Here is a 25875-nt window from a genome sequence, read left to right on the forward strand (position 1 = left end):
CCGTGGAGGAGTGCGGTTCGGTGTGCACGGACGATCCGGTTCTCTGAAGAGGTGTGAACGGCCTTCGGAGGGAACTCGGAAAGTCGGCGCATGTGAGGTCTCCTTGCGGTACGGACTCGCGGACTGCCCGTCGCACGATGCAGCAGGCGGGGCAGGAGCGCAATCGAATTACGCCGGACGGGGTCCTCGCGTGCGGGTGACAGGTGCGCGGCGCGAAGGGCCGTGCCGGTCCCCGCACCGTCGGCCGCGCGCGTCGGCGGCCGTCACCGGGGCGTCGTTGGAGTGTCCGCGAGCACGCGGCCTCCCCGCCCCGACGCACGTGCTGAACAGCTTCTTCGTGGTGCGCGGCGCACGGCGGACGGGGACCGAGATCGCCGCCGACGCGTGGACGGAGGAGTGCAGGGCGGTACCGGGGCGGCCGGACCTGCCGCCGGACGTCTGGATCCGGTTCGACGGCCCCGCGCGCGGTGGTGACGGCGTCAGGTGAGGCCGGCCGCGAGGGCGCGGCGGACGGCGTCGGGGCGGTCGCGGATGCCCGCCTTGGCGAACAGGTTGTTGATGTGTGTCTTGACCGTGGCCTCGCTGATGAACAGCTTCTCGGCGATACCCCGGTTCGGCAGGCCCTGGCCGATCAGGGCGAGCACCTCGCGTTCGCGGGGTGTGAGGTCGCCGGGGAGGTCCTGTGCCGGGGCCGGTTCCTTGGCCCTGGCGGAGGCCAGCAGCCGGTTCTGGACCTCGCGGTCGAGTACGGACTGCCCGGCGGCGGCGGCCCGGATGGCGCGGGTGATGTCCTGGCGTCCCGCGTTCTTCGTCAGGTAGCCGCGGGCCCCGGCGCCCAGCGCGCCCAGGATCGAGTCGTCGTCGGCGAAGGTGGTCAGGACGACCACCGCGACCTCCGGATGCGTCTCGGCCAGGCGCCGGGTGGCCTCGATGCCGTCCAGCACGGGCATCCTCAGGTCCATCAGCACCACGTCCACCGGCCCGGCGGCCACCGCCGTCAGCACCTCGTCCCCATTGGCAGCCGCAGCGACAACGTCGATGTCGTCGGCCAGTGCGAGTACCGCGGCGAGCGGCTCCCGCACGGCCGCCTGGTCGTCCGCGACGACCACCCTCAATGTGCCCTGTGCTTCGGTCGGTTCACTCATACGGGGATCACTGCCTCCACCTGCCAGCCGCCCTGGTGCGGTCCGTCGGTGACCGGGTGCGCGGTGACGGTGCCGCCCAGCAGGGCGACGCGTTCGCGCATTCCGATCAGGCCCATTCCGCTGCCGCCCGGCGCGTGCACCTCGCGGGTCGCGGGGCGGTTGCGGATCATCAGTGCGACCGTGGCGGCGGCGTAGGTGAGCTGTGCCTCGACCGCTCCTCCCGGTGCGTGCCGGGTGGCGTTGGTCAGTGCCTCCTGGGCGATCCTCAGCAGGTTCTGTGTCACCCTGGCCGGCACCTCGCGCTCGGTTCCGGTGACGCGCAGGGCGTCGTGGTGTCCCGAGGATTCGAGCAGCGCGGTGAGGGTCTCGCGCAGTGGCAGCACGTCCTCGCGCAGGGCGTGCACGGTCCACTGCGCCTGCTTCAGGCTCTCCTTGACCAGGCTGTGGGCCTTGTCGTGGGCCTCGCGGACCTTGTCCAGGTCTCCGGTCTCGATCAGTGCGTCGGCCAGTTCCAGCTGCATGTTGATCCCGGCCAGCGAGTGCGCGAGTACGTCGTGCACGTCGCGGGCGATCCGGCCGCGTTCGGTCAGTACGGCGGTCCTGGCCTCGGCTCGGGCGGCCCGTTCGGCCGACTCGGCGGCGTCGAGCGCGGCCCGTACGCTCTGCCGCTGGCTGCGGTTGACGATGCCGATCACCACCGGGACGCCGGTGGTGAGGCCGAACGTCCAGGGCAGTTGGTCGCCGCGTCCCGGCCCGAGCGGGAAGTACAGGGCGGCCGCGCAGAGCAGGCCGCAGGCCGCCGCGAGCAGCAGGGCCGGCCTGGTGGTGAGCCGGTAGCCGACGTGGCCCGCGGTGAAGTAGGCGAAGAGGAAGCTCGTGCCGGCGCTGCTGACCGCGATCAGGGCGGCAGCGGCGACGACGCCGAGCGAGAGCCAGATGACCGCGGCACGCGGGGACACCTTGGACTCGGGGAGGCGCCGGGCCAGCAGCGACACGCAATTGATCACGAGGAGGACGGCGACGGCCAGCCCCTGGCCGGAGAGGCTCAGGGGCCGGACGGTGAGGACTCCCACGGCGATCACCGCGAGGGTCGCCACCCACTGCATGCGCGGGTCCTGCCCGGGGACCGGCCGCGGGCCCGCTGCCGGGTGCACGGCCGTGTCGGTGGGCCGGGCGCTCCGGTTTGCGGACACGGGCCGAAGATACTGCACGATCAGGCCGCGCGGCCGAGGACGGGCATCTGGCCACTGGTCCGCACCCGGCGGCTGCGGACGAAGATCGTGCCCACCCGGGTGACGACCTCGGTGAGCGCCATCAGGACGAACGCGGTGACCCACGCCTGCCCGCTGGTGATCTGGTGCGCCGCGCTGAACCGGGCGACGTCGTCGGCCCCGCCGCCGTGCTCCACCCACAGCTGGAATCCCATCCGTGCCCCCATGCCGACGATCCACAGCGTCGCGGACACCGCGCCCGCCTTGATCAGCAGGTGGCCCCCGGCAGCCCGGATCCGGGTGTAGATGCCGCCCGCGACGCCGAGTGCGGTGCCGACGGCCATCAGTGCCGCGATCAGGACGAGGTCGTTGCCGTCGGTCGGGATGGAGTCCAGGTACGAGTACGCCACGTAGGACACGATGCCCAGCGGCAGCAGGAACGTCTTGAGGTCGAGCCGGTCCTCCCGCAGCTGCCGGAAGACGATGAGGACGAGGGCGATGTCGGTGATCCACTCCGTTGTTGTCATGCCCTCAGACTGCTGGGAAAGGGCGGGCGACACCTGGACCCATGGGTGGAGTCCCGGGTGGAGATCAGAGGTGGGGAGGGTGGACGGCTACCGCTGCGGAGTGCGGTTCACCGCAGGCCCTCGCCATGTGCGGGCTGCGCGGAGTGGCGCAGCCGCTCCTCCAGTACCTCCAGCAGTCCGGGCAGGTCGGGGGCGACGGCGAGGTCGTCCAGGGAGGCGGCGGGGAGGAACCCGGAGTCGGCGATGCCGCGCAGCGCGCCGAGCAACGGCGTCCAGAAGCCCCCGGCGTCGAGGAACCCCACGGGCTTGGTGTGGAAGCCCAGCTGCCGCCACGACCACACCTCGAACAGTTCCTCCAGCGTCCCGAGACCCCCGGGCAGGGCCACGAAGGCGTTGGCGTGCTCGGCCATGAGCGCCTTGCGCTCGTGCATGGAGTCGCACAGCAGCAGCCGTGTCACCCGCTCGTGCGCCCACTCCCGCTCGACCATGCTGCGCGGCATCACCCCGATGACCTCGCCGCCCGCGGCAAGCGCGCTGTCGGCGAGCACGCCCATCAGCCCCCGGCGGCCACCGCCGTAGACGAGCCCGATCCCCCGCCCGGCCAGTTCCGCGCCCACGTGCGCGGCCAGTTCGGCGTGTGCCGGGTCGTGCCCGGCGGACGAGGCGAGGAAGACGGCGAGACGGCGCAAGGAGACCTCCGGGGACGGGGGGAACGGCTCGGTGCGGGTGGGAGGTCAGTCCGTGCCGGGGGACTTCACGCGGGTGTACATCACCGACCGCTGCTGCTTGTGCCGTTGTACGCGGCCCTTGGCCACCAGGGCTTCCAGGGTGTTGCGCACCACCTGCGGCGTCGGGTTGCGCTCCGGGTGCTTCTGCCGGAGTTCGTCCCGCAGTTCCCTGGCCAGGCGCGGTTCGCCGTAGCCGGCGAGCAGGTCGAGCAGCAGGTCGCCGAGCAGTGGCTGGGCGGGTTTCGCGCTCGGGGCTTTCGTCGCCCCGGCCCGTGCGGAGACGGCCTTGTTGCGGGGCTTGGGCTTGGTGGCCGGGACCGCGGTCTCGTCCTGTGCCTGCTCCGGCAGGCGCGAGGCATCGGCGAAACCCTCGTACCGCGCGGCGAGATCGAGGATGTCCGTCAGCAGGGCTTCCTCCTGCTGCAGCAGCTCCATCTTCTTCGCCAGCTCCTCCTGGCGCCTGCGGTTGCCCTCCAGTTCCGACGCGACCTGTTCCACGTACCGCGATCGGAGTTTGGCGGCCGACTGGCTGCTCACAACCGTTCACTCCCTCGATATGGATGATGCCAGGCATGGTACCCACGCCGTGGGCCGCCCGCGGATGGGTGTCGACGCCGGTTGACGGAGCGGGCGGGCGCTCCGTCGGCCGGTGGTCGGCTTCCGCTTCGGGTCACACGTGTGACCGGGCATCTCTCGGGGTCGTCGGTCGGACGGGCTCGTACGCCGTGCGCGCGGGGCGTACGGCCGGGTCAGGGCCGGGTGCGGGTGGCCGGGGCCGTTCGCCTCCCCGGTCCGGTGCTCTGCCCGAGTCGCAGTTCACGGCCCTGCCAGCGTCGGCGCAGCCAGCGGTCGTGGCTGGCGAGGACGACCGCGCCCGGTCCGCCGCCCAGTGCTTCCTCCAGTTCGTCGCACAGGCGCGGGGAGAGGTGGTTGGTGGGTTCGTCGAGCAGGAGGAGCTGGGGCGGGCGGGCCACCAGGAGGGCCAGGGCGAGCCGGCGGCGCTGGCCTACGGACAGTTGTGCGACGGGTCGCTCCGCGTCGGCCGGACGCAGCAGGCCGAGGGAGTCCAGTGATACGGCCTCGGCGCGCTCGGGTCCCAGTGACCGGGTGTAGAGGTCCAGGGCGGTGCGGTCGGGCCGGTCGAACACGGTGTCCTGGGCGAGCAGCCCGACGGTCAGCCCCGGCCGCCGGTGCACCGTGCCCCGGGCCGTGATCTCTCCGGCGAGCACGCCCAGCAGCGTCGACTTGCCCGCGCCGTTTCCTCCGGTCACCAGCAGCCGGTCGTCTCCCGTCACCTCCAGCGCGTCCAGGGCAAGCCGGCCGGGCACCCGGACGTCCCGCAGTACGACCGCCGGGGCCTGGGTGTCCGGGTCCTGCGCCGCCCCGGCGGCGGGGGCGGCGGGGGCGAACCGCAGCGGGCTCGGCGGCTCGGCGACCTGGGTGCGCTCCAGTTCCGCGAGCCTGCGGGCGGCGCTGCGCACCTGGCGGGAGATCTGGTTCTGCACCCGGCCCGCGCGGTGGCCGTACCCCATCTTCTCGTTGTCGCTGCGCCCCCGGTCCGGTGCGAGCCGGTGTGCGGTGACGCCCGCCGCGTGGCGCAGTGTGCGCAGTTGTTCCTGCTCCTCGTCGTGGCGCTGCTGCCAGCGGGCGCGCCGGGCGTCCTTCTCCCGGACGTAGGCGCTGTAGTTGCCGCCGTGGCGGACGGGTCCTTCGGCCGCGGGGTCGAGGTCGAGGAGGTCGGTGCAGACGGCGTCGAGGAACGCCCGGTCGTGGCTGGCGGCGACCACGGTTCCCGGCAGGTTCCTGAGCTGCGTCTCCAGGAAGGCGGCGGCCTCGTCGTCGAGGTGGTTGGTCGGCTCGTCGAGGAGCAGGGCCGACGGCCTGCGCAGGAGCAGCAGCGCCAGGGCGAACCGGCCGCGCTGGCCGCCGGAGAGCGAGCCGAGCGTGCGCTCGTGCGGGAGCGCGCCCAGGCCCAGCCCTTCCAGGACGAGGCGGGCACGGCGGTCGGCGTCCCAGGACTCGCGGTCCTGAGTCCGTTCCAGGTGGCTGCCGTAGGCGGCGAGGAGTTCCCGGTGGGCCGGGGTGTCCTCGGGGGCGGCGGCGAGTTCCTCGCCGAGCCGGTCGAGCCGGGCGAGGTCGTCGCGGGCCTCGCGCAGGGCTTCGTCGAGTGCCGCGGCGAGGGTGGTGGCGGTGTCGAACGGCATTTCCTGGTGCAGGAAGCCGAGGTCGTCGGGGCGCTGGACGCTTCCCCCGTCGGGGGTGTCCGTACCGGCCAGGACGCGCAGCAGGGTGGTCTTGCCGACGCCGTTCTCACCGATCAGTCCGATGCGGCGGCCGGGTGCGGCGGTCAGCGAGAGGCCGTCGAGCACGCGTCGGCCGCCGAGGTCGCGTACCAGGTCGTGGGCGAGCAGAGCAGCTGGGGGCACAGGGGTTCTCCGGGTGTGGTCGGTGGCGGGCCCGGCCGGGCGCGGGGCCTCGGCCGGGCCGGGTGGTGCACCGGTGGTTCACACCGCGGGGGCTCCGGTCTCCTTGAGTGCCCCGTCGGCGAGCCGCAGCCGGCGGTCGACTCCGATCTCGGTGAGGAACCGCTCGTCGTGGCTGATCACGACGAAGGCTCCCCGGTAGGAGTTGAGCGCGCTCTCCAGCTGGCCCGCGCTGACCAGGTCGAGGTTGTTGGTCGGCTCGTCGAGCAGCAGCAGTTGCGGGGCGGGTTCCGCGCACAGTACGCAGGCCAGGGTGGCGCGCAGCCGTTCGCCGCCGGAGAGCACTGCGACGGGCAGGTGTGCCCGTGCGCCCCGGAAGAGGAAGCGGGCGAGCAGGTTCATCCGCTCCGCCTCGGGCCGTTCGGGGGCGAACGCGGCGAAGTTCTCCGCCACGGTGCGCTCCAGGTCCAGCAGGTCGAGGCGCTGCGAGAGGTGGGCGATGCGGCCTTCGCCGCGCCGGACCGTGCCGGCGTCCGGGGTGAGGTCGCCGGTGATCAGCCGCAGCAGGGTCGTCTTGCCCGCGCCGTTGGGGCCGGTCAGCGCGATGCGTTCGGGGCCCCGGACGCCGAGGTCGATGCCGCCGTCGGCGAAGACCTGGTGGCTGCCGTGGTGGACCTGCATGCCTTCGCCGAGGAACAGGTTGCGTCCGGCGGGCACCTGGGTGTCGGGGAGTTCGAGGGAGATGCGCTGTTCGTCGCGCAGTGCGCGGCCCGCCTCGTCGAGGCGGGCCCTGGCCTCGCCGACCCTGGCCGCGTGCATCTGACCGGCCCGGCCGGCGGACTCCTGGGCGCCGCGCTTCATGTTTCCGGCGAAGATGCGGGGCAGGCCGGCGCTCTTCAGGTTGCGGGAGGCGTTGCTCTGGCGTCGTTCGGCGCGTTCGCGGGCCTGCTGCATCTCCCGCTTCTCGCGCTTCAGTTCCTGTTCGGCGTTGCGGACGTTCTTCTCGGCGACCTCCTGCTCGGCCCGCACCGCTTCCTCGTACGCGGTGAAGTTGCCGCCGTACAGGCGCAGTTCGCCGGTGCCGAGTTCGGCGATGCGGTCCATGCGGTCGAGCAGGGCGCGGTCGTGGCTGACCAGCAGCAGGAGTCCGGTGAAGTCCGACAGCACGTCGTAGAGGCGGTGGCGGGCTTCGAGGTCGAGGTTGTTCGTGGGCTCGTCGAGGAGCAGTACGTCGGGGCGCCGCAGCAGTTGGGCGGCGAGGCCGAGGGAGACGATCTGGCCGCCGCTGAGGGTGCTGAGGCTGCGGTCCAGGGCGAGGTGGCCGAGGCCGAGGCGGTCGAGCTGGGCGCGGGTGCGCTCCTCGATGTCCCAGTCGTCGCCGATGGTGGTGAAGTGCGCCTCGTCGACGTCGCCGGACTCGACGGCGTCCAGCGCGTGGATCACCTCGGCGATGCCGAGCACTTCGGCGACCGTGAGGTCACCGGTCAGGGGCAGGCTCTGCGGGAGGTAGCCGAGGGTGCCCTCGACGGTGACGGAGCCGGTGGCGGGCCGCAGCTCACCGGCGATCAGCTTGAGGAGGGTGCTCTTGCCGGAGCCGTTGGGCGCGACCAGGCCGGTGCGGCCGGCGGCCAGGGCGAAGGACAGGTCGTGCAGGACCGGGGTGTCGTCGGGCCAGGCGAAGGAGAGGTTCGAGCAGACGACGGCGGTGACGGACATGGGGTGACCTCGAAGGATGTGAGGGCAGACAGACCTCTGCCCTGGGCAGGGTGGGGACAAGGGGGTACGACGAGTAAGGCCAGGGAAGCGGCGTACACTGCGCGCCGTCCGATGGCCTGTCACATCCGGATCTCACCCGGAGATGTCGTCTTCACCCACCACGTCTGCTTCTCCTCGATCAAGCGGTCCACATCGCGCCCAGGGTAACAGGAGCGCCCCGGGCACCCGCCCGGCCCGCCGTCCGCGCCGGCCCGTATGCACATTTCGACATGTTTCGTAGGTAGTGCGGGGGTGGCGCGTTCACACCTGTCGCTGATTGACAGTCAGAAGAAGCGCATGTGAGCATCGCGTCCGGCTGAACCGGGTACGGTGTGTCGCGATCTCCCGACCTCTCGACAGTACTCACACGTGTGGGCGTCCCCCGCGAAGCCTCAACCATTTCTGCGGGCAGGAAGAGAGACGGACAGTTGTCCATTCGTACGCCGGGGCGCGGCTCCCGGCACAGACCGAGCCCCGGGCCAACGGGCCCCTACCGTAAAGCCCTTCGCCGTACGGGCTCCTGGCGCTCCGTCACCGTGGCGCAGGCCCTGTGCGTGGCGCTGCTCGCCTCGCTCGTCGCGCTGGCCGCGCCCACCGCATCGGTCCGGGCGGCCGAGAAGCTCGGACTGTCGGCCGTGACGTTCAACATGCAGGGCGGCACCTCCTGGTACGACGTCCGCACCAAGCTGGTGCCCAACGCCGACGTCGTCGCGCTCCAGGAGGCGACGACGGCCCCCGACGAGTTCTCCAAGGACACGGTGCCGATCGCCGACAACCTCGCGGACACCGCGAAGACGCCGAGCGGGTACCCGAGTCTGAAGTACCAGCTCGTCGCCAAGGAGTGGGGCAGGCAGGGCAGCAGGCAGCCGAACGGCGTGCTGCTCTATCTGAAGATCCTCGACCGGACCGCCTGGGGCAAGGACCCCGCCCAGCCCACTCCCGGCGGCACCCCCGGCACCGACCCGGACGACGAGGCCGAGCAGGACGAGGGCACGCCGGGCAAGCCGGTCACCGACCGCAACACGCAGAAGTCCATGGCGATCTATCTGCGTCAGGTGCCCAAGGACCTCACGGACCTCAAGAAGCGCGTCAAGATCTTCTCCGCCGAGGACCCGAAGAACAAGTGGATCAGGACCCGTCCCGCGTTCGGCGTGGAGGTGGGCGGCAGCTGGTACTTCAACATCCATGCCGCGTCGATCCGGTCCGGTGCCAAGCCCAATCCGCACACCGTCGCGCTGATCGACACGATCTCCCGGCAGATGGCGGGGTCCTCGTGGCGGGCGCTGGGCGACTTCAACAGCCTCGCGGACGCCACCCGGGCCAGGTTCCCGCAGTCGTACTACGTCACACAGAACCAGGACCCGAACGGAACACCCGTTCCCACCCAGAAGTCCGGGTACGCGCTGGACTACATGATCGCCAGTGATCAGCTGGAGAACCTCGTCGTGTCGCGCAGCGAGCAGCGCGGCAGTTCCGACCACTACCCCGTGCGGTTCTCCAGCGTGGGCGCCGTCAACTGCCCGACCTCCTGGCGGTTCTCCGGCGACACCGTCTACCACCGCACCGCCTCGCGCGTCGCGCGTGCCGCGGAGGACTCCTGCGGGGCGCCGCCGGCGGTCGTCTCCATGGGCGACAGCTACATCTCCGGCGAGGGCGGGCGCTGGGCGGGCAACGCCGCCGCGTCCGCGACCGGTTCCGCGTGGGGCACCGACCGGGCCGCGGTGAACTGCAACGGCGAGGAGAGCGTCTGCGACCACGACCCGGCCAGGGTGTACGGCGACACGTCGTACGACAAGGGCGGCAGCGCCTGCGACCGCTCCGACTCCGCCGAGATCCGCGGGGTGTCCTTCGAGGACGTACCGGTGGAGCGGCGGTTCAACCTCGCCTGTTCCGGTGCGACGACGGACAACGTGACGACGACCGGCTTCAAGGGCCAGCGGCCCCAGGTCGACGACCTGCGCGACATCGCGCGGAGCAACGACGTACGGATGGTGGTGCTGTCGGTCGGCGGCAACGACCTGAAGTTCGCCGAGATCCTCCAGGACTGCGTCAAGGCGTACTTCTACCCGTCGCTGTTCAACAAGGGCTGCCGCGGTGCGAAGGAGAAGGAGTTCTCCGACGGTCTCGCCCCGGCGCGGGCCAAGGTGGTCAAGGCCGTCGAGGCGATCCGCGGCACGTTGCGCGAGGCGGGCCAGGAGGACGGCTCCTACCGGATCGTGCTGCAGTCCTACCCCAACCCGCTGCCGCTCGGCCGTGACTACCGGGACCCGGAGAACGCGCCCGTGCCCCCGGCCAACTACAGCCGCTACCTCCAGGGCGGCTGCCCCTTCCTGGACGCGGACAGCGACTGGGCGCACACCTCGGTGGTGCCCAGGATCAGCAGCATGCTGCGCGGCGCGGCGAACGAGGCGGGGGTGTCCTTTCTGGACCTCCAGAACGCGTTCGCCGGGCACGAGCTGTGCAGCAGGACGACGCGGCAGGCGGGTTCGGGCCACAAGCTGTCCGCGCCGCTGCCGGCCGAGCAGGCCGAGTGGGTGCGCTGGGTGCCGTACGTGGTCGACGGGCTCAAGGACCTTCCGTGGCAGGCCCAGGGCAACCAGCAGGAGGCCATCCACCCCAACCACTACGGTCAGCTGGCGCTGTCGGCCTGTCTGACGAAGATCGCGGCGCAGCTCGGTGACACCCCGGTGTTCTCCTCCTGCGTGGGCAGGCCGTCCGCGCAGCCGGGGGACGTCGACGGGGCGGTCGACACGAGCACGGTGCTCAGCAGGAACAACCGGCGCGGCCCGGTCGCGGGGCTGCCCGACTGGAGCCGGGCCGGTTACCGCGGCGGCGAGGTGCTGCCGGACGCCGGCTCCCGCAACCCGGATGCCGCCTGCCACCTCTCCCCCGCCGCCCTGGAGGGGCAGTTCGGGGTCAGGGCCGACGACGGCAAGGACGACACGGCGGGGATCCAGGGCGCCATCGACCGGATCCGCACCTCCTGCACACCGGGTGCCGGACCCCACCGGCTGTCGGTGATCGAGCTGCCCAAGGGGGTGCTCAACGTCAGCAAGCAGATCTCCGTGGACGCCTCGTACCTGGTGGTCCGGGGACAGGGGTCCGATCCGGCGAACGGTTCGCGGATCGTCTTCCGCCCCGACGAGAACACCCGGTACGACGTCCTGACCGCCAAGGGCGAGCGCTGGGACCAGGTCGGCACGACCCACAAGTGCGAGTTCACGACCGGCAACAACGTCGGTACGGGCGGCTGGATCTGGCCGGGACGCGGGCTGTTCCGGGTCCAGACCCGGGAGGCGGCGGAGAAGTACCTCAGGATCTGCGGCTTCCCCGACAAGATCCCGGAGAACCGGCGCGACCTCTTCGAGGGCTCGGTCAACCAGCACTGGGAGTCGGGGGTGGCGGTGGCCGGTTCCGCGGCCGACGCGAACTACGCGGCACGCCAGGGCGGGCGGACCATCCAGCTGAACTCCAAGGCGAAGATGGACGACTTCAAGCCGGGCGGCGACCTGTGGGTGGGGGCGGCGAACAGCCTGAAGTTCTTCCAGACCCAGCAGGTCGCGGGGGCCACCGCCGACGACAGCAGGCTGGAGAACCTGCACATGCGCCAGCAGGTGTTCACCATCGCCTCGGTGGACGCCGCCAACCACACCGTCACGATCGACAAGCCGCTGGAGTACGACGTCCCGGTGGACTCCACCTCCGACGGCTCCCCGCCGCTGGGCGTGGGCGGCAAGCCGTACGTCAGCAAGGTCACCGCACTGAAGATGATCACCGACGTGGGCTTCGAGGACTTCTCCTTCACGGAGGACCTCAACGGCCTGCCGAAGCTGGGCGGCGGCACGTACCAGCTCACCCCGGCGCAGGCGGTGCACAACTACGGCAACATGGCGCCCGAGTACGCCATGCACGGCATCGTCTTCAAGTGGGCGTCCGACTCCTGGGTGCGCGGGGTCCGCGCCGACATGGTCGGCTCGCACCCGGTGGTGACCGAGGTGGCCAGGAACATCCAGATCGAGCGCAACGTCTTCGACGGTTCCTGGAACAAGGGCAAGGGCGGCAACGGCTATCTGCGCGGCTCCCGCGTCTGGGACTCGCTGTACGCCTTCAACACCAGCCGCAACCTGCGGCACTTCACCTTCCAGTGGTCGGCGTCCGGCAATGTCGCCCTCGGCAACGACTTCGACTCCGACCTGAACCTGCACGGCGGCTGGGAGCGCCGCAACCTGTTCGAGAACAACACCGTGCACGTGCCGTACAACCACTCCTCCGGCGAGTGCGAGACCAACTGCGGCGGTGAGGGCGGTGCGGGCGACAAGGGCACCTGGTGGCCCGTCTACTGGGCCGCGGGCAGCAAGGGCATCGGCTGGTCCGGCTCCACGGGCCCGCAGAACGTGTTCTTCCGCAACCACCTGACCAAGCAGACGACCCCCGGAGGCCCCTACGAGCCCTACTGGCCCTACGCCGACACCTCCCGGGTGTTCCAGTTCGGCTCGTCCGCCTCGGACCCGGGCGCCTTCCAGCACCTGACCACCGGAGGCGGCGCCATCCAGGACTGGGCGGACAACGAGAACAACGACTACAGCGGGGGCAACGGTGTGGACGCCTCCCGCAGCGATGCCGGCGGTTCCCTGTTCCTGCGCGACTACCGCTCCTGAACCCCGCCCCGGCCCTGTGCGCCCGTCTCCGTCGGACCCCGGTCCTCGGAGGCGGGCGCCTCGCGCACGGTCCGGGCGCCGCCCGCCCGGTGGGCGCGGAGCCCTCGGGCGGTCAGCCGAAGTCCGCCCGCCCCGGGCCGCCGGTCAGGTCGGCGGCGACCGCGTCCCAGTCCACCCCGGTCAGCTCACGGCCGGCCGGCACGAGCGTGTAGGTGTGCGCCAGCCACGCCGCCAGCGGCGGTACGGGAAGCTCGAACAGGGCCGCGGTGTCGGCGGAGGCGAGCTGGAGCAGGGCGGTCGCCGGGCGGTCGGGCCGCGACGGCCGGATCCGGACGTCGCCGGTGCCGCTCCGCTCGCGGAGGCCCTGGTGGAGCAGGTCCCGGCCGAGCTGCCACAGGACGCGCGGTCCGCCCTCGGCCGTGAAGCGCGCGCTGACGGTCAGCGGTGCCGCCGGGTCGAACCCGAACTCGGCACCGACCGGCAGGTGCACACCCACTCCCAGCACACGCCGGACGACGAGGGTCAGCCGGGGACAGCCGTGCCGTGGCGTGCGACCGGCCTGTACTTCTGCTGGATAGCCACTCATGACGCGTGGGTCCTTCCCTGTTCCCCGTGACGGTTGCCGACCGGCCCACTCTCGCGCCTGGCCGGGTGCCGGACGTCAGTAGGTTGACCGCCGGATCCGGCCGGTTCGGCGCACGGCGTTGCGTCATTCGACTGCGCCGGTGCGGAGCAGAGCGTTCCGCCGCCGGTGCGGTCAGGTGGCGCGGTCGTCGGGCAGCCGGTCCAGGGCGTCGCGGAGTGCGGCGCGGGAGGTGATGCCGAGCTTGGGGAAGACCCGGTAGAGGTGGGAACCGACGGTGCGCGGCGACAGCTGCATCCGGGCACCGATCTCCCGGTTGGTCAGCCCGGCCGCGGCGAGGTCCGCTATCCGGCGCTCCTGCCAGGTCAGCGCGGTGTGCCGGCCCGGCGGCCGGCCGGTCGCGGCAGCACCGAGTTCGGCCGCGGCCCGCTCGGCCCAGGGGTCCGCGCCGAGGCGTGCGAAGGTCTCGGCGGCGAGGGTCAGGGGGCCGCGCGCGGCCCGGCGTCCCTCGGTGCGGCGCAGATGGGCGCCGTGGGCGAGGCGGACGCGGGCGAGTTCGAAGGGGAAACCGGCGGCGGCCGGGTGGCTCTCGGCCCGGTGGTACAGGGCGTCGGCCTCGGCACGGTCGGTGGCGGTCATCGCGAGGGCGCCGTACGTGACCAGGGCGAGCCGGGGCGAGAGGTCGGGCAGGCCCGCCTTCCGAGCGGCGAGCGCGTGCCGGCGGGCCTGCGAGGTGCGCCCGGTGCGCAGGGCCGCTTCGACCAGGTCGAGGAGGGTGCGGGAGGCCTGGTGGGCGTACGGGGTGAAGGTGCCGGGCGGGGTGATGGTACTGGCGTGCCGGTAGGCGGCCTCGTGGTCGCCCTCGGCGAGTGCGGCGGCGGTGCCGACGGCGTCGGCGATCTGGGTGAGGAAGCCGAGGCCGCGCGGGCGTGCCCAGGCGTCCACGGTGGCCTGGAGTTCCCTCGCCCGTGCGGTCCGGCCGCGCATCGCGGCGAGCAGCCCGAGATAGCCGCGGGTGTGGTGGGCGAACAGCGCGTGGTCGTGCGCCAGCGTCAGGTCCAGGCTGCGCCGGCCGGTCCGTTCGGCCTCGTCCCACTCACCGGCCGCCAGCTGGTCGAGCATGATCAGGTGCAGCATCGTCATGCCGGACGCCACGGCCCCGGTCTCCACCTCCCGGTCGACGATGCGCTGGAGGTAGGGGCGGTACCGGCCGACCGTGTCCACGTGGTACGCGGCGACGCCGAGCCGGGTGACCTCCCACGGTTCGAGCGTGCCGGGTTCGGCGAGCGCGCGCTCGACCCGCTCGTGCACACCGGCGCCGCGCCGCACCACGTCGCCCCAGGCGTCCTCGTATATCCGGGAGTTCGGCGGGACCAGGTCGCCCAGGGAGGCGAGCAGTTCGTGTGCGCGGCCCCAGGCGGCGGGGTCGCTCGCGTACTGGCTGATGGCCAGCAGCAGGTTGACCAGGCGGGTGAGCACCTCGTCCGGTGCCGCCGCGCCGCTGTCGCGGATGCTCTCGATCGCCGTGTGGACGCGGCGCCGCGAGGTGGTGACGTCGCCGTCCTCGTAGAGCGCGACGTAGGCCGAGGCGACGACCGAGGCGGGGCTCGTGCCGGTTCCGGTTGCGGCGGTGCCGCGCACCAGTTGCCGGGCCCGCTCCAGGAGGCCCGCGTGTCCGGCGACGAAGGCCGCGCTGCCCACCCGGCGGGAGCGCTGCTCGTTGCTCTCGCTCAGCTCGGCGGCTCTGGTCAGCCAGGACACGGCTGCCAGAGAGCCGCCCCGCAGGGTGGCGGAGTCGGCGGCGGCCTCCAGCGCGGCCGCGACCTCCTCGTCGGGGTCGACGGTGGCCGCCGCCAGGTGCACGGCGCGTCTCTCCACGTCGTCGCGGTGCACGTCGGCGAGGGCGGCGTGGGCGGCGCGCCGTTCGTACGCCGTCGCCGTCTGGACGACGGCGGAGCGCACCAGGGGGTGCCGGAAGACGAAGTCCCCGCTGTGCGGGTCGATGTCCAGCAGTCCGTGTGCCGCCGCCTCGTGGGCGTCGCCCATGCGGTAGCGGGCACCGCCGGCCCGGCCGGCCGCCGGTCCCGCCGCGACGCCGTCCAGGGCGCCGCGCAGCAGTACCGCGCGCACGGCGCCGCTGAGCGTGCGCACGCGGGCGCCGTACACGTGCTGGAGGCGCAGGGACAGCGGGATGCCCGCGTACGCGGGCGGCGCTCCGGGACCCTCGTCGGCCCGGCCGCCGGCCAGGACGTGGGGCGGCAGCTCCAGCAGGGCCAGCGGGTTGCCCCGGGCCTCGTCCAGGATCAGCCGGCGCGTCCGGTGCTCCAGGCCGGGGCTGCGCAGGTCGAGCAGCAGCTCTGCGGCGCTCTCCGTCAGGGTGGGCACGGGGAGTCGGGGCAGCGCGGCCGTGTCGAAGCCGGAGGGGACGTCGGCGCGCAGGCCGACGACCAGGGCGACGGCGCTGCCGGTGAGCCGCCGTCCCACGAACCCACACACCTCGGTGCTGGCGGTGTCGAACCACTGGCCGTCGTCGAGCACCAGCAGCAGGGGCCGGTCCTGGGCCGCGAGGCAGAGCAGGTCCAGGACGGCGATGCCGAGGGTCATGACGGAGGGCGGCGGTCCCTCGCTCCGGGCGAAGACGACGTCGAAGACCTCGCGGTGGCCGGGTTCCAGCCCGTCGGCGGAGCGCAGCAGCGGGTGCAGCAGCTGGTGCAGACCGGCGTACGGCAGTTGCGACTCGGCCTCCACGCCGACCGCTCTGACCACCCGGTGTCCGGCGGCGGAGGCGAGTCCGGTGACGTGGTCGAGCAGCGCGCTCTTGCCGACACCGGCGTCGCCGCTCAGGACGAGGGCCCGTCCCCCGGCGGCCGTGACGAACGCGGACAGGGCCGCCAGCTCGCGCTCGCGGCCGACCATCGTCCCGTCGCCGGGCCCCATCGACCCCACCCCTCCCCGCCGCACCGCCCCTGTGAGCGGACGCTGTCGCGCTCGCTCGCACGGGATGCGCCGGGCGCGGGGCGGAGAGGGGACGTCGTCGCTTCCCGGTTATTTTATGTGCCCGCGCGGTGTCCTTCCGACGTGGCGGGCGACGGCGGGGCGTCCCGGGGTGCGGTGCGCCGGGCCGGGCCGGGCCGGGTGTGACGGGCCGGGCCGGGTGCGGTCTCGTTAGGCCGGGACCACCCGGTAGCTCAGCACGGCCCACGGGAGGTCGGACTGGGCGAGGGAGCCGGTGGCCCACGGCGAGGTGCCGGAGCAGTCCGCCCCCTGGTAGAGCACCACGGACGCGGAGCCCGAGACGACCTGCACGGAGCGCGCGGGCGCCGACAGGGTGTGGCAGGTGCCGAGGTCGTCGAGGTCGACCGTGGTCGCCGTCCCCGTGCCGTGGGTGCCCGTGTAGAGGTGTGCGCCTGCGGTCAGCGGGGGCCAGTCGGCGGCGCTCGCCGCGCCGGCTCCGACGCCGGTCAGTGCCACGGTCAGGGCGGTCACGGCGAGGGCACCGCGCAGTTTCGGTCGGAAGGTGAACATGCATCAGCCTTTCGTACGGGAAGCCGAATTCGACATACGTATCTCATGCTAGGTTGCTTCCGCTTCTCACACGTATCTTTCGACACAGAAGGCAGCAGCAGATGAGATCCGGATCCTTCAGGGCGGCGACGGCCGCGGTCGCCGGTGCGGTCGCCGGCGCGGCCCTGTTCCTCTCCGCGCCTACGGCGGCAGCGGACAACCCTCCTTACGCCGACTGTCCCGCGTGGGCACTCTGCCTGTACCAGCACGGGGGCGGAACGGGCTCGAAGGTCATCGTCACCCCTCCCGCGGCGGGTGGCAATACCAAGATCGTGCGGCTCATCAACACGCACTTCAAGAACGGCGAACTCGCCGACAACCAGGTGTCGTCCTGGCTGAACAACTCGCAGTGCCAGATCGAGTTCTGGGACGACCCCAGCGGCGAACTGCACCCCTCCGACCTGGACTTCGCCCAGTCGTGGCACTGGGGCGAGAAGGCCGACTACGGCACCGGCAGCTCCAGGTACTACAACAACGACAGGCTCTCCTCGATGCGGTTCTACTGCCCGTAGCGGTCCGCGGCGGCCGGCCGCGCCACCCCGCGGCCGGTCAGTCGGGGCAGTCCAGGCAGTCCCCGGCCAGGGCCCACAGCCGCTGGAACTTCCCCTCCAGCCAGATGCCCTCGGCCCGCCAGCGCCGGTGCGCCACCAGGTGCCAGCGGGCCGGCCGGCGGCGCTGCCAGTCCTCGTATGCGAGGCGGGTGCACACGTCCTCCACCACGAGCACCATCACGTTGGGCAGGAGCAGGGCCGCCTCCACACCCACGACGCGCTGGGCACACTGGAGGCGCAAGGGGGCGAACACGTTCCTGCGGGAGCCGCGCCAAGGGACCGTAGCCATGCCAACCTCCCGGAACGCGGCTCCTCGGCCGCGCCTGCCCTCATGGTGCGGGGCCGCAAGCGGAAAGTTAAGGGGCCGTCGGGCGTGCGGAGGCCGCCGCGGACGCCGTGCCCACCGCTACCAGGGCCATCGCACGGGCCGCGCGCCCGGTCTCACCCCTTGAGGGTGACGACCGGGGCTGTGGCCGACGGGAAAACTCAAGGCACAGCGGTGCATTAGGCACCCTCCTCGACCTTGGAGGTCCTGTCATGGTCACCTCGACCCCTGCGCACCATCGCTCGGGCACCGCGCAGGCGGCCGCCGGCGGGCTGACGGTCTTCGCCGCGGTGATGCTGCTGATCGCCGGCATGCTGGCCTTCTTCCGCGGTCTGATGGCCGTCCTGGAGGACAAGGTGTTCCTCACGACACCCCAGTACGTCTTCGAGTTCGACCTGACCAGCTGGGGCTGGATCCACCTCGTTCTCGGCGTCGTCGCGTTCGGTGTCAGCTTCGGCCTGTTCAAGGCGATGACCTGGGCACGGGTGCTCGGCATCGTCATCGCCGCCCTGCTGATCGTCGCCAACTTCCTGTCGATCCCGTACTACCCGTTCTGGTCCCTGACCGTGATCGCCATCGACGGCTTCGTCATCTGGGGCCTGTGCGTGGTGCGGCGCGAGGACGTCTAGGACGCGCCCCGGCGCGCGGCAGCGCGGAGAAGTCCCGGGACATCCAGGAGCACCCGTCACCCGTCAGGAGGGGCCGTGCAGGAAGGACGGGAAAGCACGTCGGACAAGCAGGCCCGGCGGATCGCGAAGTTCATCGCCCCGCTGCGGGTGGAGCCCGGATCCAGGGTGAACCTGTCCAGGGACTTCGACCCCGCCCACAAGGCGGGCATCAAGAACAAGGCGGCGGGCCAGGAGCTGCTGCGCGTCGGCGTCGAGATGCTGGCGGACTACCAGCGGCGACTGGCCGCCCAGGGCACCCACGGAGTGCTGGTCTGTCTCCAGGCCCTGGACGCCGGGGGCAAGGACGGCACCATCCGGCACGTCATGAGCGGGGTCAACCCGCAGGGCGTGCACGTGGCCAACTTCCGGGTGCCCTCGGCCGAGGAGCTCGGCCACGACTACCTCTGGCGCTACGTCCGGGGGCTGCCCCGGCGCGGTGAGATCGGCATCTTCAACCGGTCGCACTACGAGGAGGTCCTGGTGGTGCGGGTCCACCCGGAGCTCCTCAGCCGGCAGCGGCTGCCGGAGGCGGAGGAGAGCCACAAGGCGCTCTGGCGGCGGCGCTTCCGGGAGATCAACGACTGGGAGCGGTACCTGTCCGACAACGGCTTCAGGGTCGTCAAGCTGTTCCTCAACCTGTCCAAGGAGGAGCAGCGCACCCGCTTCCTGCGGCGGATCGACGTCCCCGAGCGGAACTGGAAGTTCTCCGCCGCCGACGCGCGTGAGCGCGCCCACTGGGACGCCTACCAGCGGGCCTTCTCCGAGATGCTCTCCGCCACGAGCACCCCTTGGGCGCCCTGGTACGTGGTGCCGGCCGACCACAAGTGGTTCGCCCGGATCTGTGCGGCGGCGGTGCTCGTCGACACCCTCATCGCGACCGATCCGCGCTACCCGGAGATCGACGACAAGAGCAGGCGGGAACTGGCCGCGGAGAAGCTCGTGCTGGAGGGCGAGGCCCCGACCGGTGCGGCACCCGACCCGTACGCGGCGTCGGTCGCCGCGGCGGCGGCACGCGCCCGGAACACCAAGGACGCGAAGGGCGGCAAGGACGGGAAGGGCGGCAGGAAGGCCAAGGGCGCCCGGCACGGCGGCGAACGGAGGCGGCAGCGATGACGGCACCGGCATCCCCGGGCGGCGCGCCGCCCGCCTGGCACACCCACTCCGCCGAAGCGGTGGCCGCGGCGCTCGGCGTCGACCCGGCCGTGGGTCTGCACTCCCGGCAGGTGGAGACACGGCTCGCCGAGCACGGGCCCAACGCGCTGCCGGAGGAGAAACCGCCGCCCGGCTGGCGCCGCTTCCTCGGGCAGTACACCTCGTACATGCAGGTCATCCTCGTCGGCGCGGCGGTGGTGTCGCTCGCCGTCCAGGAGTGGGGAACCGCCGTGGTGCTGCTGGCCCTGACCGTGCTCAACGCGGTCATCGGGATCCGGCAGGAGGGCAAGGCGGAGAGCGCGATGAACGCGCTCAAGGCGATGTCGAAGGCCACGGCACGGGTACGGCGCGACGGTAGCGAGGCGCGCGTCGCGGCGGACGGGATCGTGGTGGGGGACGTCGTGCTCCTCACCGCCGGGGACGAGGTGCCCGCGGACGGGCGGCTGCTGGAGACGAACGCCCTGCAGATCGACGAGTCCGCCCTCACCGGGGAGAGCGTGCCCGTCGCCAAGGACGCCGCCCCGGTGCGGCCGGCGCCGGGGACCGAGCCGGGTCCGGCCGATCTGACGAACATGGCGTTCATGAACACCCCGGTGACGCACGGCAGCGCCGTCCTCGCGGTCACCGCCACCGGGACCGGCACCGAGCTGGGCCGCATCGCGGGGATGCTCTCCACCACCCGGCGCGAGGAGTCGCCGCTCACCCGTGAGCTGAACCGGCTGACGCTGTGGATCGTGGGGGCGGCGGGCCTGACGATGGTGATGATGTTCGCCCTGGGCAGGCAGCGGGGCGAGCCGTGGGACACGCTGTTCATCAGCGCGGTGTCCCTGGCCATCGCCGCCGTGCCCGAGGCGCTGCCCACGGTGACGCAGACGATCCTCTCCCGCGGCGGCCTCGAACTCGCCCGGCGGCACGCCATCGTGAAGGACCTGCCGTCGGTCGAGGCCCTGGGGTTCACCTCGGCCATCAACTCCGACAAGACCGGCACGCTGACGCTGAACCAGATGACCGCGGTGGAGGTCGTGGACCCCTACGACCGGTACACGGTCTCCGGCACCGGCTACGGCCTGGAAGGCGGGGTGCGGCACTCCGCGGGCACCTCCCGGAGCATCGAGGACGCGATCCTGCCGTACCTCGTGGCGAGCGACGCCACGCTGGTGGACGGCCGGGTGGTGGGCGACCCCACCGAGGGCGCCCTGCTCGTGCTCGGGCACAAGGCGGGGCTCGACGTCGACGCGACGCGCGCCCGGTTCCCCCGGCTGGCCACGCTGCCGTTCGACCCCGCGTACAAGCTGATGGCGACCTTCCACGAAGCACGCAACGGTCAGGGGCGGACCGTGGTGCGCTGCTTCGTGAAAGGGGCGGCACCGGCCGTGCTCGCCCGTGCGGGCACGGCCCTGTCGGAGGGCGCGCACGTCCCCTTCGACAAGGCGCTGCGCGAGCGGGCCCAGGACGAACTGGAGCGGATGGAGCGGGCGGGGCGCCGGGTGATGGCCGCCGCGACCCGGGACCTCGACCCCTCGGCCTTCACCCCGGACGGCGATCTGCTGGCGCTGGTGCAGGAGTTGTCGGTGACCAGCCTGGTGGGCATGGTCGACCCGCCGCGCACCGAGTCGCGGGCCGCCGTGGCCGACGCGCAGGCGGCGCACATCCGGGTCCGCATGGTGACCGGCGACGACGTGATCACCGGGGCAGCCGTGGCCGAGCAGCTCGGCATTCCCGGGGAGGCGGTGCTCGGCGCCGAGTTCGCGGCCATGCCCGAGGAGGAGCGGCTGGCCCGCATCGACGGGATCGGCGTCGTCGGGCGGGTGGCGCCCGAGCACAAGGTACTGCTCGCCGAGACCCTCAAGCAGAAGGGCGACGTGGTCGCCATGACCGGCGACGGGGTGAACGACGCACCGGCCATCAAGGCCGCGGACATCGGCATCGCCATGGGTTCCGGCACGGAGGTCGCGCGCAACGCCGGGCGGGTGATCCTCGCCGACGACAACTTCGCCACGATCGTCCACGCGGTCGAGCAGGGCCGCAAGATCTACAACAACCTCACCAAGTACATCCGGTTCGTACTGGTCCTGCTCGTCACCTTCGTGCTCACCTTCCTCGGCGCGACGCTGTTCGACATCGCCGGCGGCGAGCCCTTCACCCCGGCGCAGGTGCTGTGGATCCACTTCTTCGTGAACGCCGCCTTCGGCTTCTCGCTGGGCTTCGACCGCATCAGGTCGAACCTGATGACCCGCCGTCCGCGTCCGCGCGGCGAGCCCGTCATGACCGGCGCTCTGATGCTGACGGTCGGCCTCGTGGGAACGGCGATCACCGTCGGACTGCTCGGGATGATCAAGCTCGGCGAGTCGCGGTTCGACAGCACGGCCGTCGGCAACTCCATCGCGTTCACGACGTTCTCGCTGTGCCTGATCGTCGCGGCCCTCGAATGCCGCGACCAGACGGGCACGGTCCTCACCGTCGACACCTTCGACAGCAAGCAGTTGAACTGGACGCTGCTGGGCGAGTTCGTGCTCGCCGTCATGGTGACCCAGACGGACGTCTTCAACCGGCTGCTGGACACCACGCCGCTGACCCTCGGCCAGTTCGGCTGGGCGCTGCTGCCCGCGCTCGCGCTGCTGGCACTGTGGGAGCTGGGCAAGCTGCTCGCCCGCCGGCGGGCGCACACCCGGGCCGGGTCCCCGCTGCCGCGGACTCCGTGAGGGGGGCGGGTCCCCCGCGCCGTACCTCCCTCGCGCAGTCCCGCCGCTCCCGCACGGAGTCCCGCCGTTCTCTACGGTGCCTCGGGGTCGGGCAGTTGGCGCAGCTCCAGGAGTTCGAGGCCGAGCGCCCTGATGCGTTCCAGGACCACGTAGAGGGTGCCCTGGTCGAGCTCGTCCCCCGTCAGTACCGTCTCCGCCGGGCGCAGCACCACCGTCAGCTCGGCGAACGCCTCCCGGAACGCCTCGCCCACCCGTCCTCTGACCCGGATCTCGAACTCACCGCCACCGACCGGCAGCAGACGCTCCGGTCCTGGTCCGCCGGCCTTGTGCGCCCCTGTCATGGCCTTCACCTCCCGCTGCGACGGCTGCGCTCCGACCGCCATTACTCCCCGGACGCACGGTCCGTGGCATCACCTTCGCCGGGTGACGTCGCTCCCGCGCGCCGGGCGGGGCCCCGGCTCATCCACTGTGGGTGAACCGGTGCGGCGGGGGCGGGCGGATGCTGCGGGTTCATCGGGAGACTCCCCGCACCGTCGAACGCGAAGCGCCAGGGCCGAGGAGACCGTCGGGACGGTCCGGGCGGTCGGCGCCTTCGGGTTCGCCGAGGCCGGCGGGGAGGTCCGAGAGGAGGAGGTTCGACATGGCTGAGCAGTTCGCTCCGGGGCCGCCGCGTCCCGGAGCGCCCCCGCCCGAGCAGGAGCCCCGGGTCAGCACGCTCACCGTCGGCGGAGTCGTGTTCGCCGCGTGCGTACTGGGCATCATCGGCGCGTTCCACGTCATCGCGGGACTGTCGGCGATCCTGAGCGAGAACTACTACCAGGCGCAGAACGCGTACTCGTACGACCTGGACGTCAACACCAGGGGCTGGGTCGAGATGATCACCGGCATCGTGGTGCTGGCCGCGGCGCTGAGCCTCTTCTCCGGCCGCACCTGGGCCCGTGCCGTCTGCATCGCGGTCACGGCCCTCAGCGCCATGGAGAACTTCTTCTTCACCCCGTACCACCCGGTGTGGTCGGCCCTCATCATCGTGCTGGACGTCGCGGTGATCTGGGCCATCGCGACCTACGGGCGGCGGCAGGCGCACAAGGTGTACGGAGCGCCCATGTGAGACCGGCAGCAGGACGGCGGCCGGAACCTCACCCCTGGCGGAGGAGGACCCCGGTACGGCGTTCCGGTGCGATGGCGTGGTGAACGGATACAGAAACACCGATCTGGTGCGCGCGCTGCTGCTCGCACCGCAGCTGGCGCTCCGGATCGCCGGCCTGGGGCTCGACGCGCTGGTGCGCGCGCTGGTGGCCGCCGTGGTGGCCCGTCTGGAGCTCGACGACGTGGTGGCGCGGGTCGATGTGAACCGCGTCGTCGAGCGGGTCGACGTCGAAGCCGTGGTGGCCCGGGTCGACCTGGACAGGGCTGTGGAACGGGTCGATCTGGACCGGGCCGTGGCACGGGTCGACGTCGACGCGATCGTCCGGCGCGTCGACGTCGATTCCGTGATCGCGCGGGTCGACCTCGTGGACCTGGCCGTCGCCGTCCTGGCGGAGATCGATGTGCAGCGCGTCGCCAGGGAGACCGGCACCGGGATGACGCGCGAGACCGTCGAGGCGGTACGGGAGCGCGGCATCCGGGCCGACCAGCTGGTGAACCGGGTCGCCGACCGGCTGCTGCGCAGGGCCCACGGAGCGCGGGCCGAGGTGGCTCCGGCAGCGGACCCGCGGCCCGCACACCCGGCGTGAGCAGGGCGGGCCCTCGGTGAAGCCGCATCCGGAACGCCCGGAACCGGCCGTGGGGGCGGGGCCGTGGGAGACCCGGGAGCTCGTCCGGGGCCGGCCCGCCGGGCTCGTCTCGCGCCTGCTGGCGGCCGTCGTCGACGCGCTGGTGGTGGCGGCGCTCGGCGTGCTCGTGCACCTGGGGGCGTCCTGTGTCGTACTGCTGGTGACCGGGCCGCCCTTCCACGCCCTCGACCTGCCCTCCTGGGTGACGGCCGGGGGCCTGACGGTGCTCGCCCTCGGCTATGCGGCGGGCGGCTGGGCCACCACCGGGCGGACGGCCGGGGACCAGGTGATGGGGCTGCGGGTGTGCACCCGGTCCGGGCGGTCGCCCGGGGTGCCGCGTGCGCTGCTGCGGGCGGCGCTCTGTCTCGCCCTGCCGCTGGGGCTGCTGTGGGTTCCGCTGAGCCGCCGGCGGGCGTCCGTGCAGGACCTCCTCGTGTCGAGCACGGTGGTCTACGACTGGTCGCCGCGCACCCCGGAGCCCTCGGCACCGCGGAACCCGGCCGCGTACGGCGAGGGCCCGGGGCCCTCCCGCTACCGCAGGAGTCCGGGCGGGAGGAACCCTGCCGCGTACCGCAGGAAGAAGACCGCTCCCCCAGCGGCGTCTGCCCAGGGCACGCCTCCGCCTCCCCCGGCGCCACCGGGGAACCCGCCCGCGGGGACGCCCCGGCACCCCTCCTAGGTGTTCCCGGACGGGCCCTGCGTGGCCGTGCCCGGGGACGGTGCCCCGACGCCCGCGGAGCCGCCGGGCAGCAGGGCGCCCGCGACGAGCCCGGCGAGCCCGATCGCCGCGAGGGTGATCATCGCGGCGGCGTAGGCGTGGGCGGGTCCGGCGACCAGGATGGTGCCCGCGATGGCCGTGCCCAGCGAGGAGCCCAGGTTGGAGACGCTGCGGGACAGACCGGAGATCTCGCCCTGCTCGCTCTCGCCGAAGCTCGACTGGACGATGTTGACCGACGGGGTCAGCATCACGCCGAGACCGACTCCGACGAGGAAGAGTCCCGGTGCCGACGCCCAGGGGTCGGCGGTGCCGCCCGCCAGCACGAGCAGCAGCACGATGCCTCCGACCGTGAGGACGAACCCGGCCACGATGAGCGTGCGCTGGGCCCGGCGCTTGGCGAAGCGCTCGGCGCCCAGGGAAGAGGCGAGCAGGCCGACGGTGGCCGCGGTGAAGATCACGCCGGTCTCGATCGCGTTGTAGCCGCGCACCACCTGGAGGTAGGCGGCGGCCACGAACGACACGCCCATCAGCACCAGCCACTGCACGTGCTGGGTGATCAGGCCCAGGTTGGAGGTGCGGTTGTGGAACAGGGAGGTCGAGAGCAGCGGTTCCTTGCCCGCCGCCTCCAGGGCGCGCGCCGTTCGGAAGAACCACACGAGGACGAGCGCCCCGGCCGCCAGCAGGCCGCCGGCCAGCCAGCCGTTGTCGTCGACGGCCAGGATGCCCATGACGAGGAGGACGAGCCCGGCCGCGCTGAGCACCATGCCGCGCACGTCCATCGGCGCGCCGGGCTGCGCGGGCAGCGGGTCGGGGACCCGGCGGCTCATCACGAGGATGCATCCGACGATCAGCGCCTGGAACACGAAGGCGGCCCGCCAGCTGATCCCGGTGGTGATGAGCCCGCCGATCAGCGGCCCGGCCGCGGCCCCGATGCCGCCCATGGCCATGATGGCGCCGAAGGCACGGGCCCGTGAGGTGAGGTCGGGGAACAGCAGCGTGGTGAGGATGTAGACGGGCGGGATGAGCAGGGCCGTGCCGATGCCCTCCAGCAGGGAGTTGCCGAGGATGAGCACGCCGAGGCCGGGGGCGACGGCGCTGAGCAGCGCGCCGACCCCGTACACGGCCAGGCCCACCCGGAAGCAGAGCTTGCGGCCGTAGCGTTCGGTGAGCTTGCCGCTCGGGATCATCAGCGCCGCCATCACCAGCAGGAAGATCGTGATGGCGGTCTGGACGCCCTGCACGGTGGTGTCCAGGTCCTCGCTGATGTCGTTGATCATCACGTTCATGTTGGAGCCGGCGAAGCTGCAGATGAACTGGGCGAGCGCCAGCGGGAGCAGGATGTGGCGCGGTACCCGGGTGGTCGCTCCCGGTGCGGCGGTTTCGGCCATGGGTG

General features: G+C 72.4%; 21 protein-coding genes and 1 pseudogene. 9 read left to right on the forward strand and 13 right to left on the reverse strand.

Annotated elements, in window-relative coordinates:
• Nucleotides 1–295: 295 nt before the first annotated feature.
• Nucleotides 296–487 (forward strand): annotated as a pseudogene (locus ACFYVL_RS04585) (GNAT family N-acetyltransferase); the annotation flags it as partial.
• On the opposite strand, the gene ACFYVL_RS04590 reads toward ACFYVL_RS04585, so the two are convergent.
• From ACFYVL_RS04590 to abc-f, 7 genes are all read right to left on the reverse strand, one after another.
• Nucleotides 480–1145 (reverse strand): response regulator, encoded by a 666-nt coding sequence (locus ACFYVL_RS04590; RefSeq protein WP_389241333.1) that lies wholly within the window; start codon nt 1143–1145, stop codon nt 480–482. The pseudogene ACFYVL_RS04585 and the gene ACFYVL_RS04590 sit on opposite strands and share 8 nt — an antisense overlap.
• Nucleotides 1142–2251: a sensor histidine kinase gene (locus tag ACFYVL_RS04595; protein ID WP_389241781.1), complete on the reverse strand. Its 1110-nt coding sequence runs from the start codon at nt 2249–2251 to the stop codon at nt 1142–1144. The genes ACFYVL_RS04590 and ACFYVL_RS04595 overlap by 4 nt, the downstream gene beginning before the upstream one ends.
• Before the next feature lie 107 nt (nt 2252–2358).
• Nucleotides 2359–2883, reverse strand: coding sequence for a hypothetical protein (locus ACFYVL_RS04600; protein WP_389241334.1), 525 nt, complete (start codon nt 2881–2883; stop codon nt 2359–2361).
• Between the two features lie 107 nt (nt 2884–2990).
• Nucleotides 2991–3572 (reverse strand): TIGR00730 family Rossman fold protein, encoded by a 582-nt coding sequence (locus ACFYVL_RS04605; protein ID WP_389241335.1) that lies wholly within the window; start codon nt 3570–3572, stop codon nt 2991–2993.
• Nucleotides 3573–3617: 45 nt separating this feature from the next.
• Nucleotides 3618–4148, reverse strand: coding sequence for a hypothetical protein (locus tag ACFYVL_RS04610; RefSeq protein ID WP_389241336.1), 531 nt, complete (start codon nt 4146–4148; stop codon nt 3618–3620).
• Nucleotides 4149–4360: 212 nt separating this feature from the next.
• Complete coding sequence (locus ACFYVL_RS04615) at nt 4361–6037, reverse strand: ABC-F family ATP-binding cassette domain-containing protein (protein WP_389241337.1); 1677 nt, start codon at nt 6035–6037, stop codon at nt 4361–4363.
• A 78-nt stretch (nt 6038–6115) separates the two neighbouring features.
• Complete coding sequence (abc-f, locus tag ACFYVL_RS04620) at nt 6116–7750, reverse strand: ribosomal protection-like ABC-F family protein (protein ID WP_389241338.1); 1635 nt, start codon at nt 7748–7750, stop codon at nt 6116–6118.
• Nucleotides 7751–8325: 575 nt separating this feature from the next.
• Here abc-f and ACFYVL_RS04625 point away from each other — a divergent pair.
• Nucleotides 8326–12447 carry a GDSL-type esterase/lipase family protein gene (locus ACFYVL_RS04625; protein WP_389241339.1) on the forward strand — a complete coding sequence of 1374 codons (4122 nt, stop codon included), beginning with the start codon at nt 8326–8328 and terminating at the stop codon, nt 12445–12447.
• 112 nt (nt 12448–12559) lie between these two features.
• Here ACFYVL_RS04625 and ACFYVL_RS04630 read toward each other — a convergent pair whose 3' ends face one another.
• From ACFYVL_RS04630 to ACFYVL_RS04640, 3 genes are all read right to left on the reverse strand, one after another.
• The gene (locus tag ACFYVL_RS04630; RefSeq protein WP_389241340.1) at nt 12560–13033 is read right to left on the reverse strand and encodes an SsgA family sporulation/cell division regulator; all 474 of its coding nucleotides are present in this window, start codon (nt 13031–13033) and stop codon (nt 12560–12562) included.
• A 171-nt stretch (nt 13034–13204) separates the two neighbouring features.
• Nucleotides 13205–15967, reverse strand: coding sequence for an ATP-binding protein (locus ACFYVL_RS04635; RefSeq protein ID WP_389241341.1), 2763 nt, complete (start codon nt 15965–15967; stop codon nt 13205–13207).
• A gap of 228 nt (nt 15968–16195) precedes the next feature.
• Nucleotides 16196–16555: a hypothetical protein gene (locus tag ACFYVL_RS04640; RefSeq protein ID WP_389241342.1), complete on the reverse strand. Its 360-nt coding sequence runs from the start codon at nt 16553–16555 to the stop codon at nt 16196–16198.
• 101 nt (nt 16556–16656) lie between these two features.
• Between ACFYVL_RS04640 and ACFYVL_RS04645 the strand changes: the two genes are divergently transcribed.
• A complete protein-coding gene (locus ACFYVL_RS04645; RefSeq protein WP_389241343.1) occupies nt 16657–17106 on the forward strand; it encodes a peptidase inhibitor family I36 protein in 450 nt (149 codons plus the stop codon).
• Nucleotides 17107–17143: 37 nt separating this feature from the next.
• On the opposite strand, the gene ACFYVL_RS04650 is transcribed toward ACFYVL_RS04645, so the two are convergent.
• Nucleotides 17144–17434 carry a hypothetical protein gene (locus ACFYVL_RS04650; RefSeq protein ID WP_389241344.1) on the reverse strand — a complete coding sequence of 97 codons (291 nt, stop codon included), beginning with the start codon at nt 17432–17434 and terminating at the stop codon, nt 17144–17146.
• A 248-nt stretch (nt 17435–17682) separates the two neighbouring features.
• Here ACFYVL_RS04650 and ACFYVL_RS04655 point away from each other — a divergent pair, with 248 nt between their 5' ends.
• The 3 genes from ACFYVL_RS04655 (at nt 17683) to ACFYVL_RS04665 (ending at nt 21992) form a co-directional block, all read left to right on the forward strand.
• Nucleotides 17683–18099 (forward strand): hypothetical protein, encoded by a 417-nt coding sequence (locus ACFYVL_RS04655; protein WP_389241345.1) that lies wholly within the window; start codon nt 17683–17685, stop codon nt 18097–18099.
• A 75-nt stretch (nt 18100–18174) separates the two neighbouring features.
• Nucleotides 18175–19251: a polyphosphate kinase 2 family protein gene (locus ACFYVL_RS04660; protein WP_389241346.1), complete on the forward strand. Its 1077-nt coding sequence runs from the start codon at nt 18175–18177 to the stop codon at nt 19249–19251.
• The gene (locus ACFYVL_RS04665; RefSeq protein WP_389241347.1) at nt 19248–21992 is read left to right on the forward strand and encodes a cation-translocating P-type ATPase; all 2745 of its coding nucleotides are present in this window, start codon (nt 19248–19250) and stop codon (nt 21990–21992) included. The genes ACFYVL_RS04660 and ACFYVL_RS04665 overlap by 4 nt, the downstream gene beginning before the upstream one ends.
• A 71-nt stretch (nt 21993–22063) precedes the next feature.
• Here the strand turns inward: ACFYVL_RS04665 and ACFYVL_RS04670 are convergent, their stop codons facing one another.
• On the reverse strand, nt 22064–22333 hold the full coding sequence (locus ACFYVL_RS04670) for a hypothetical protein (RefSeq protein ID WP_389241348.1): 270 nt from the start codon (nt 22331–22333) through the stop codon (nt 22064–22066).
• 299 nt (nt 22334–22632) lie between these two features.
• Between ACFYVL_RS04670 and ACFYVL_RS04675 the strand changes: the two genes are divergently transcribed.
• From ACFYVL_RS04675 to ACFYVL_RS04685, 3 genes are all read left to right on the forward strand, one after another.
• Nucleotides 22633–23100, forward strand: a complete 468-nt coding sequence (locus ACFYVL_RS04675) for a hypothetical protein (RefSeq protein ID WP_389241349.1) — start codon at nt 22633–22635, stop codon at nt 23098–23100.
• A gap of 79 nt (nt 23101–23179) precedes the next feature.
• Nucleotides 23180–23725 (forward strand): hypothetical protein, encoded by a 546-nt coding sequence (locus ACFYVL_RS04680; protein WP_389241350.1) that lies wholly within the window; start codon nt 23180–23182, stop codon nt 23723–23725.
• A 16-nt stretch (nt 23726–23741) separates the two neighbouring features.
• Complete coding sequence (locus ACFYVL_RS04685; protein WP_389241351.1) at nt 23742–24443, forward strand: RDD family protein; 702 nt, start codon at nt 23742–23744, stop codon at nt 24441–24443.
• On the opposite strand, the gene ACFYVL_RS04690 is transcribed toward ACFYVL_RS04685, so the two are convergent.
• Nucleotides 24440–25870, reverse strand: a complete 1431-nt coding sequence (locus tag ACFYVL_RS04690; RefSeq protein WP_389241352.1) for an MFS transporter — start codon at nt 25868–25870, stop codon at nt 24440–24442. The genes ACFYVL_RS04685 and ACFYVL_RS04690 overlap by 4 nt on opposite strands.
• Nucleotides 25871–25875 lie beyond the last annotated feature (5 nt).

Source organism: Streptomyces sp. NPDC004111, from assembly GCF_042874215.1.
In the GTDB taxonomy this organism is placed as follows: domain Bacteria; phylum Actinomycetota; class Actinomycetes; order Streptomycetales; family Streptomycetaceae; genus Streptomyces.

What these genes read in the sequence shown, in the direction of transcription:
- ACFYVL_RS04590 (WP_389241333.1), bottom strand. Translation starts at nt 1,145, where the DNA reads ATGAGTGAACCGACCGAAGCACAGGGCACATTGAGGGTGGTCGTCGCG.
- ACFYVL_RS04595 (WP_389241781.1), bottom strand. Translation starts at nt 2,251, where the DNA reads ATGCAGTGGGTGGCGACCCTCGCGGTGATCGCCGTGGGAGTCCTCACC.
- ACFYVL_RS04600 (WP_389241334.1), bottom strand. Translation starts at nt 2,883, where the DNA reads ATGACAACAACGGAGTGGATCACCGACATCGCCCTCGTCCTCATCGTC.
- abc-f (WP_389241338.1), bottom strand. Translation starts at nt 7,750, where the DNA reads ATGTCCGTCACCGCCGTCGTCTGCTCGAACCTCTCCTTCGCCTGGCCC.
- ACFYVL_RS04630 (WP_389241340.1), bottom strand. Translation starts at nt 13,033, where the DNA reads ATGAGTGGCTATCCAGCAGAAGTACAGGCCGGTCGCACGCCACGGCAC.
- ACFYVL_RS04635 (WP_389241341.1), bottom strand. Translation starts at nt 15,967, where the DNA reads ATGGGGCCCGGCGACGGGACGATGGTCGGCCGCGAGCGCGAGCTGGCG.
- ACFYVL_RS04640 (WP_389241342.1), bottom strand. Translation starts at nt 16,555, where the DNA reads ATGTTCACCTTCCGACCGAAACTGCGCGGTGCCCTCGCCGTGACCGCC.
- ACFYVL_RS04645 (WP_389241343.1), top strand. Translation starts at nt 16,657, where the DNA reads ATGAGATCCGGATCCTTCAGGGCGGCGACGGCCGCGGTCGCCGGTGCG.
- ACFYVL_RS04650 (WP_389241344.1), bottom strand. Translation starts at nt 17,434, where the DNA reads ATGGCTACGGTCCCTTGGCGCGGCTCCCGCAGGAACGTGTTCGCCCCC.
- ACFYVL_RS04655 (WP_389241345.1), top strand. Translation starts at nt 17,683, where the DNA reads ATGGTCACCTCGACCCCTGCGCACCATCGCTCGGGCACCGCGCAGGCG.
- ACFYVL_RS04665 (WP_389241347.1), top strand. Translation starts at nt 19,248, where the DNA reads ATGACGGCACCGGCATCCCCGGGCGGCGCGCCGCCCGCCTGGCACACC.
- ACFYVL_RS04670 (WP_389241348.1), bottom strand. Translation starts at nt 22,333, where the DNA reads ATGACAGGGGCGCACAAGGCCGGCGGACCAGGACCGGAGCGTCTGCTG.
- ACFYVL_RS04675 (WP_389241349.1), top strand. Translation starts at nt 22,633, where the DNA reads ATGGCTGAGCAGTTCGCTCCGGGGCCGCCGCGTCCCGGAGCGCCCCCG.
- ACFYVL_RS04690 (WP_389241352.1), bottom strand. Translation starts at nt 25,870, where the DNA reads ATGGCCGAAACCGCCGCACCGGGAGCGACCACCCGGGTACCGCGCCAC.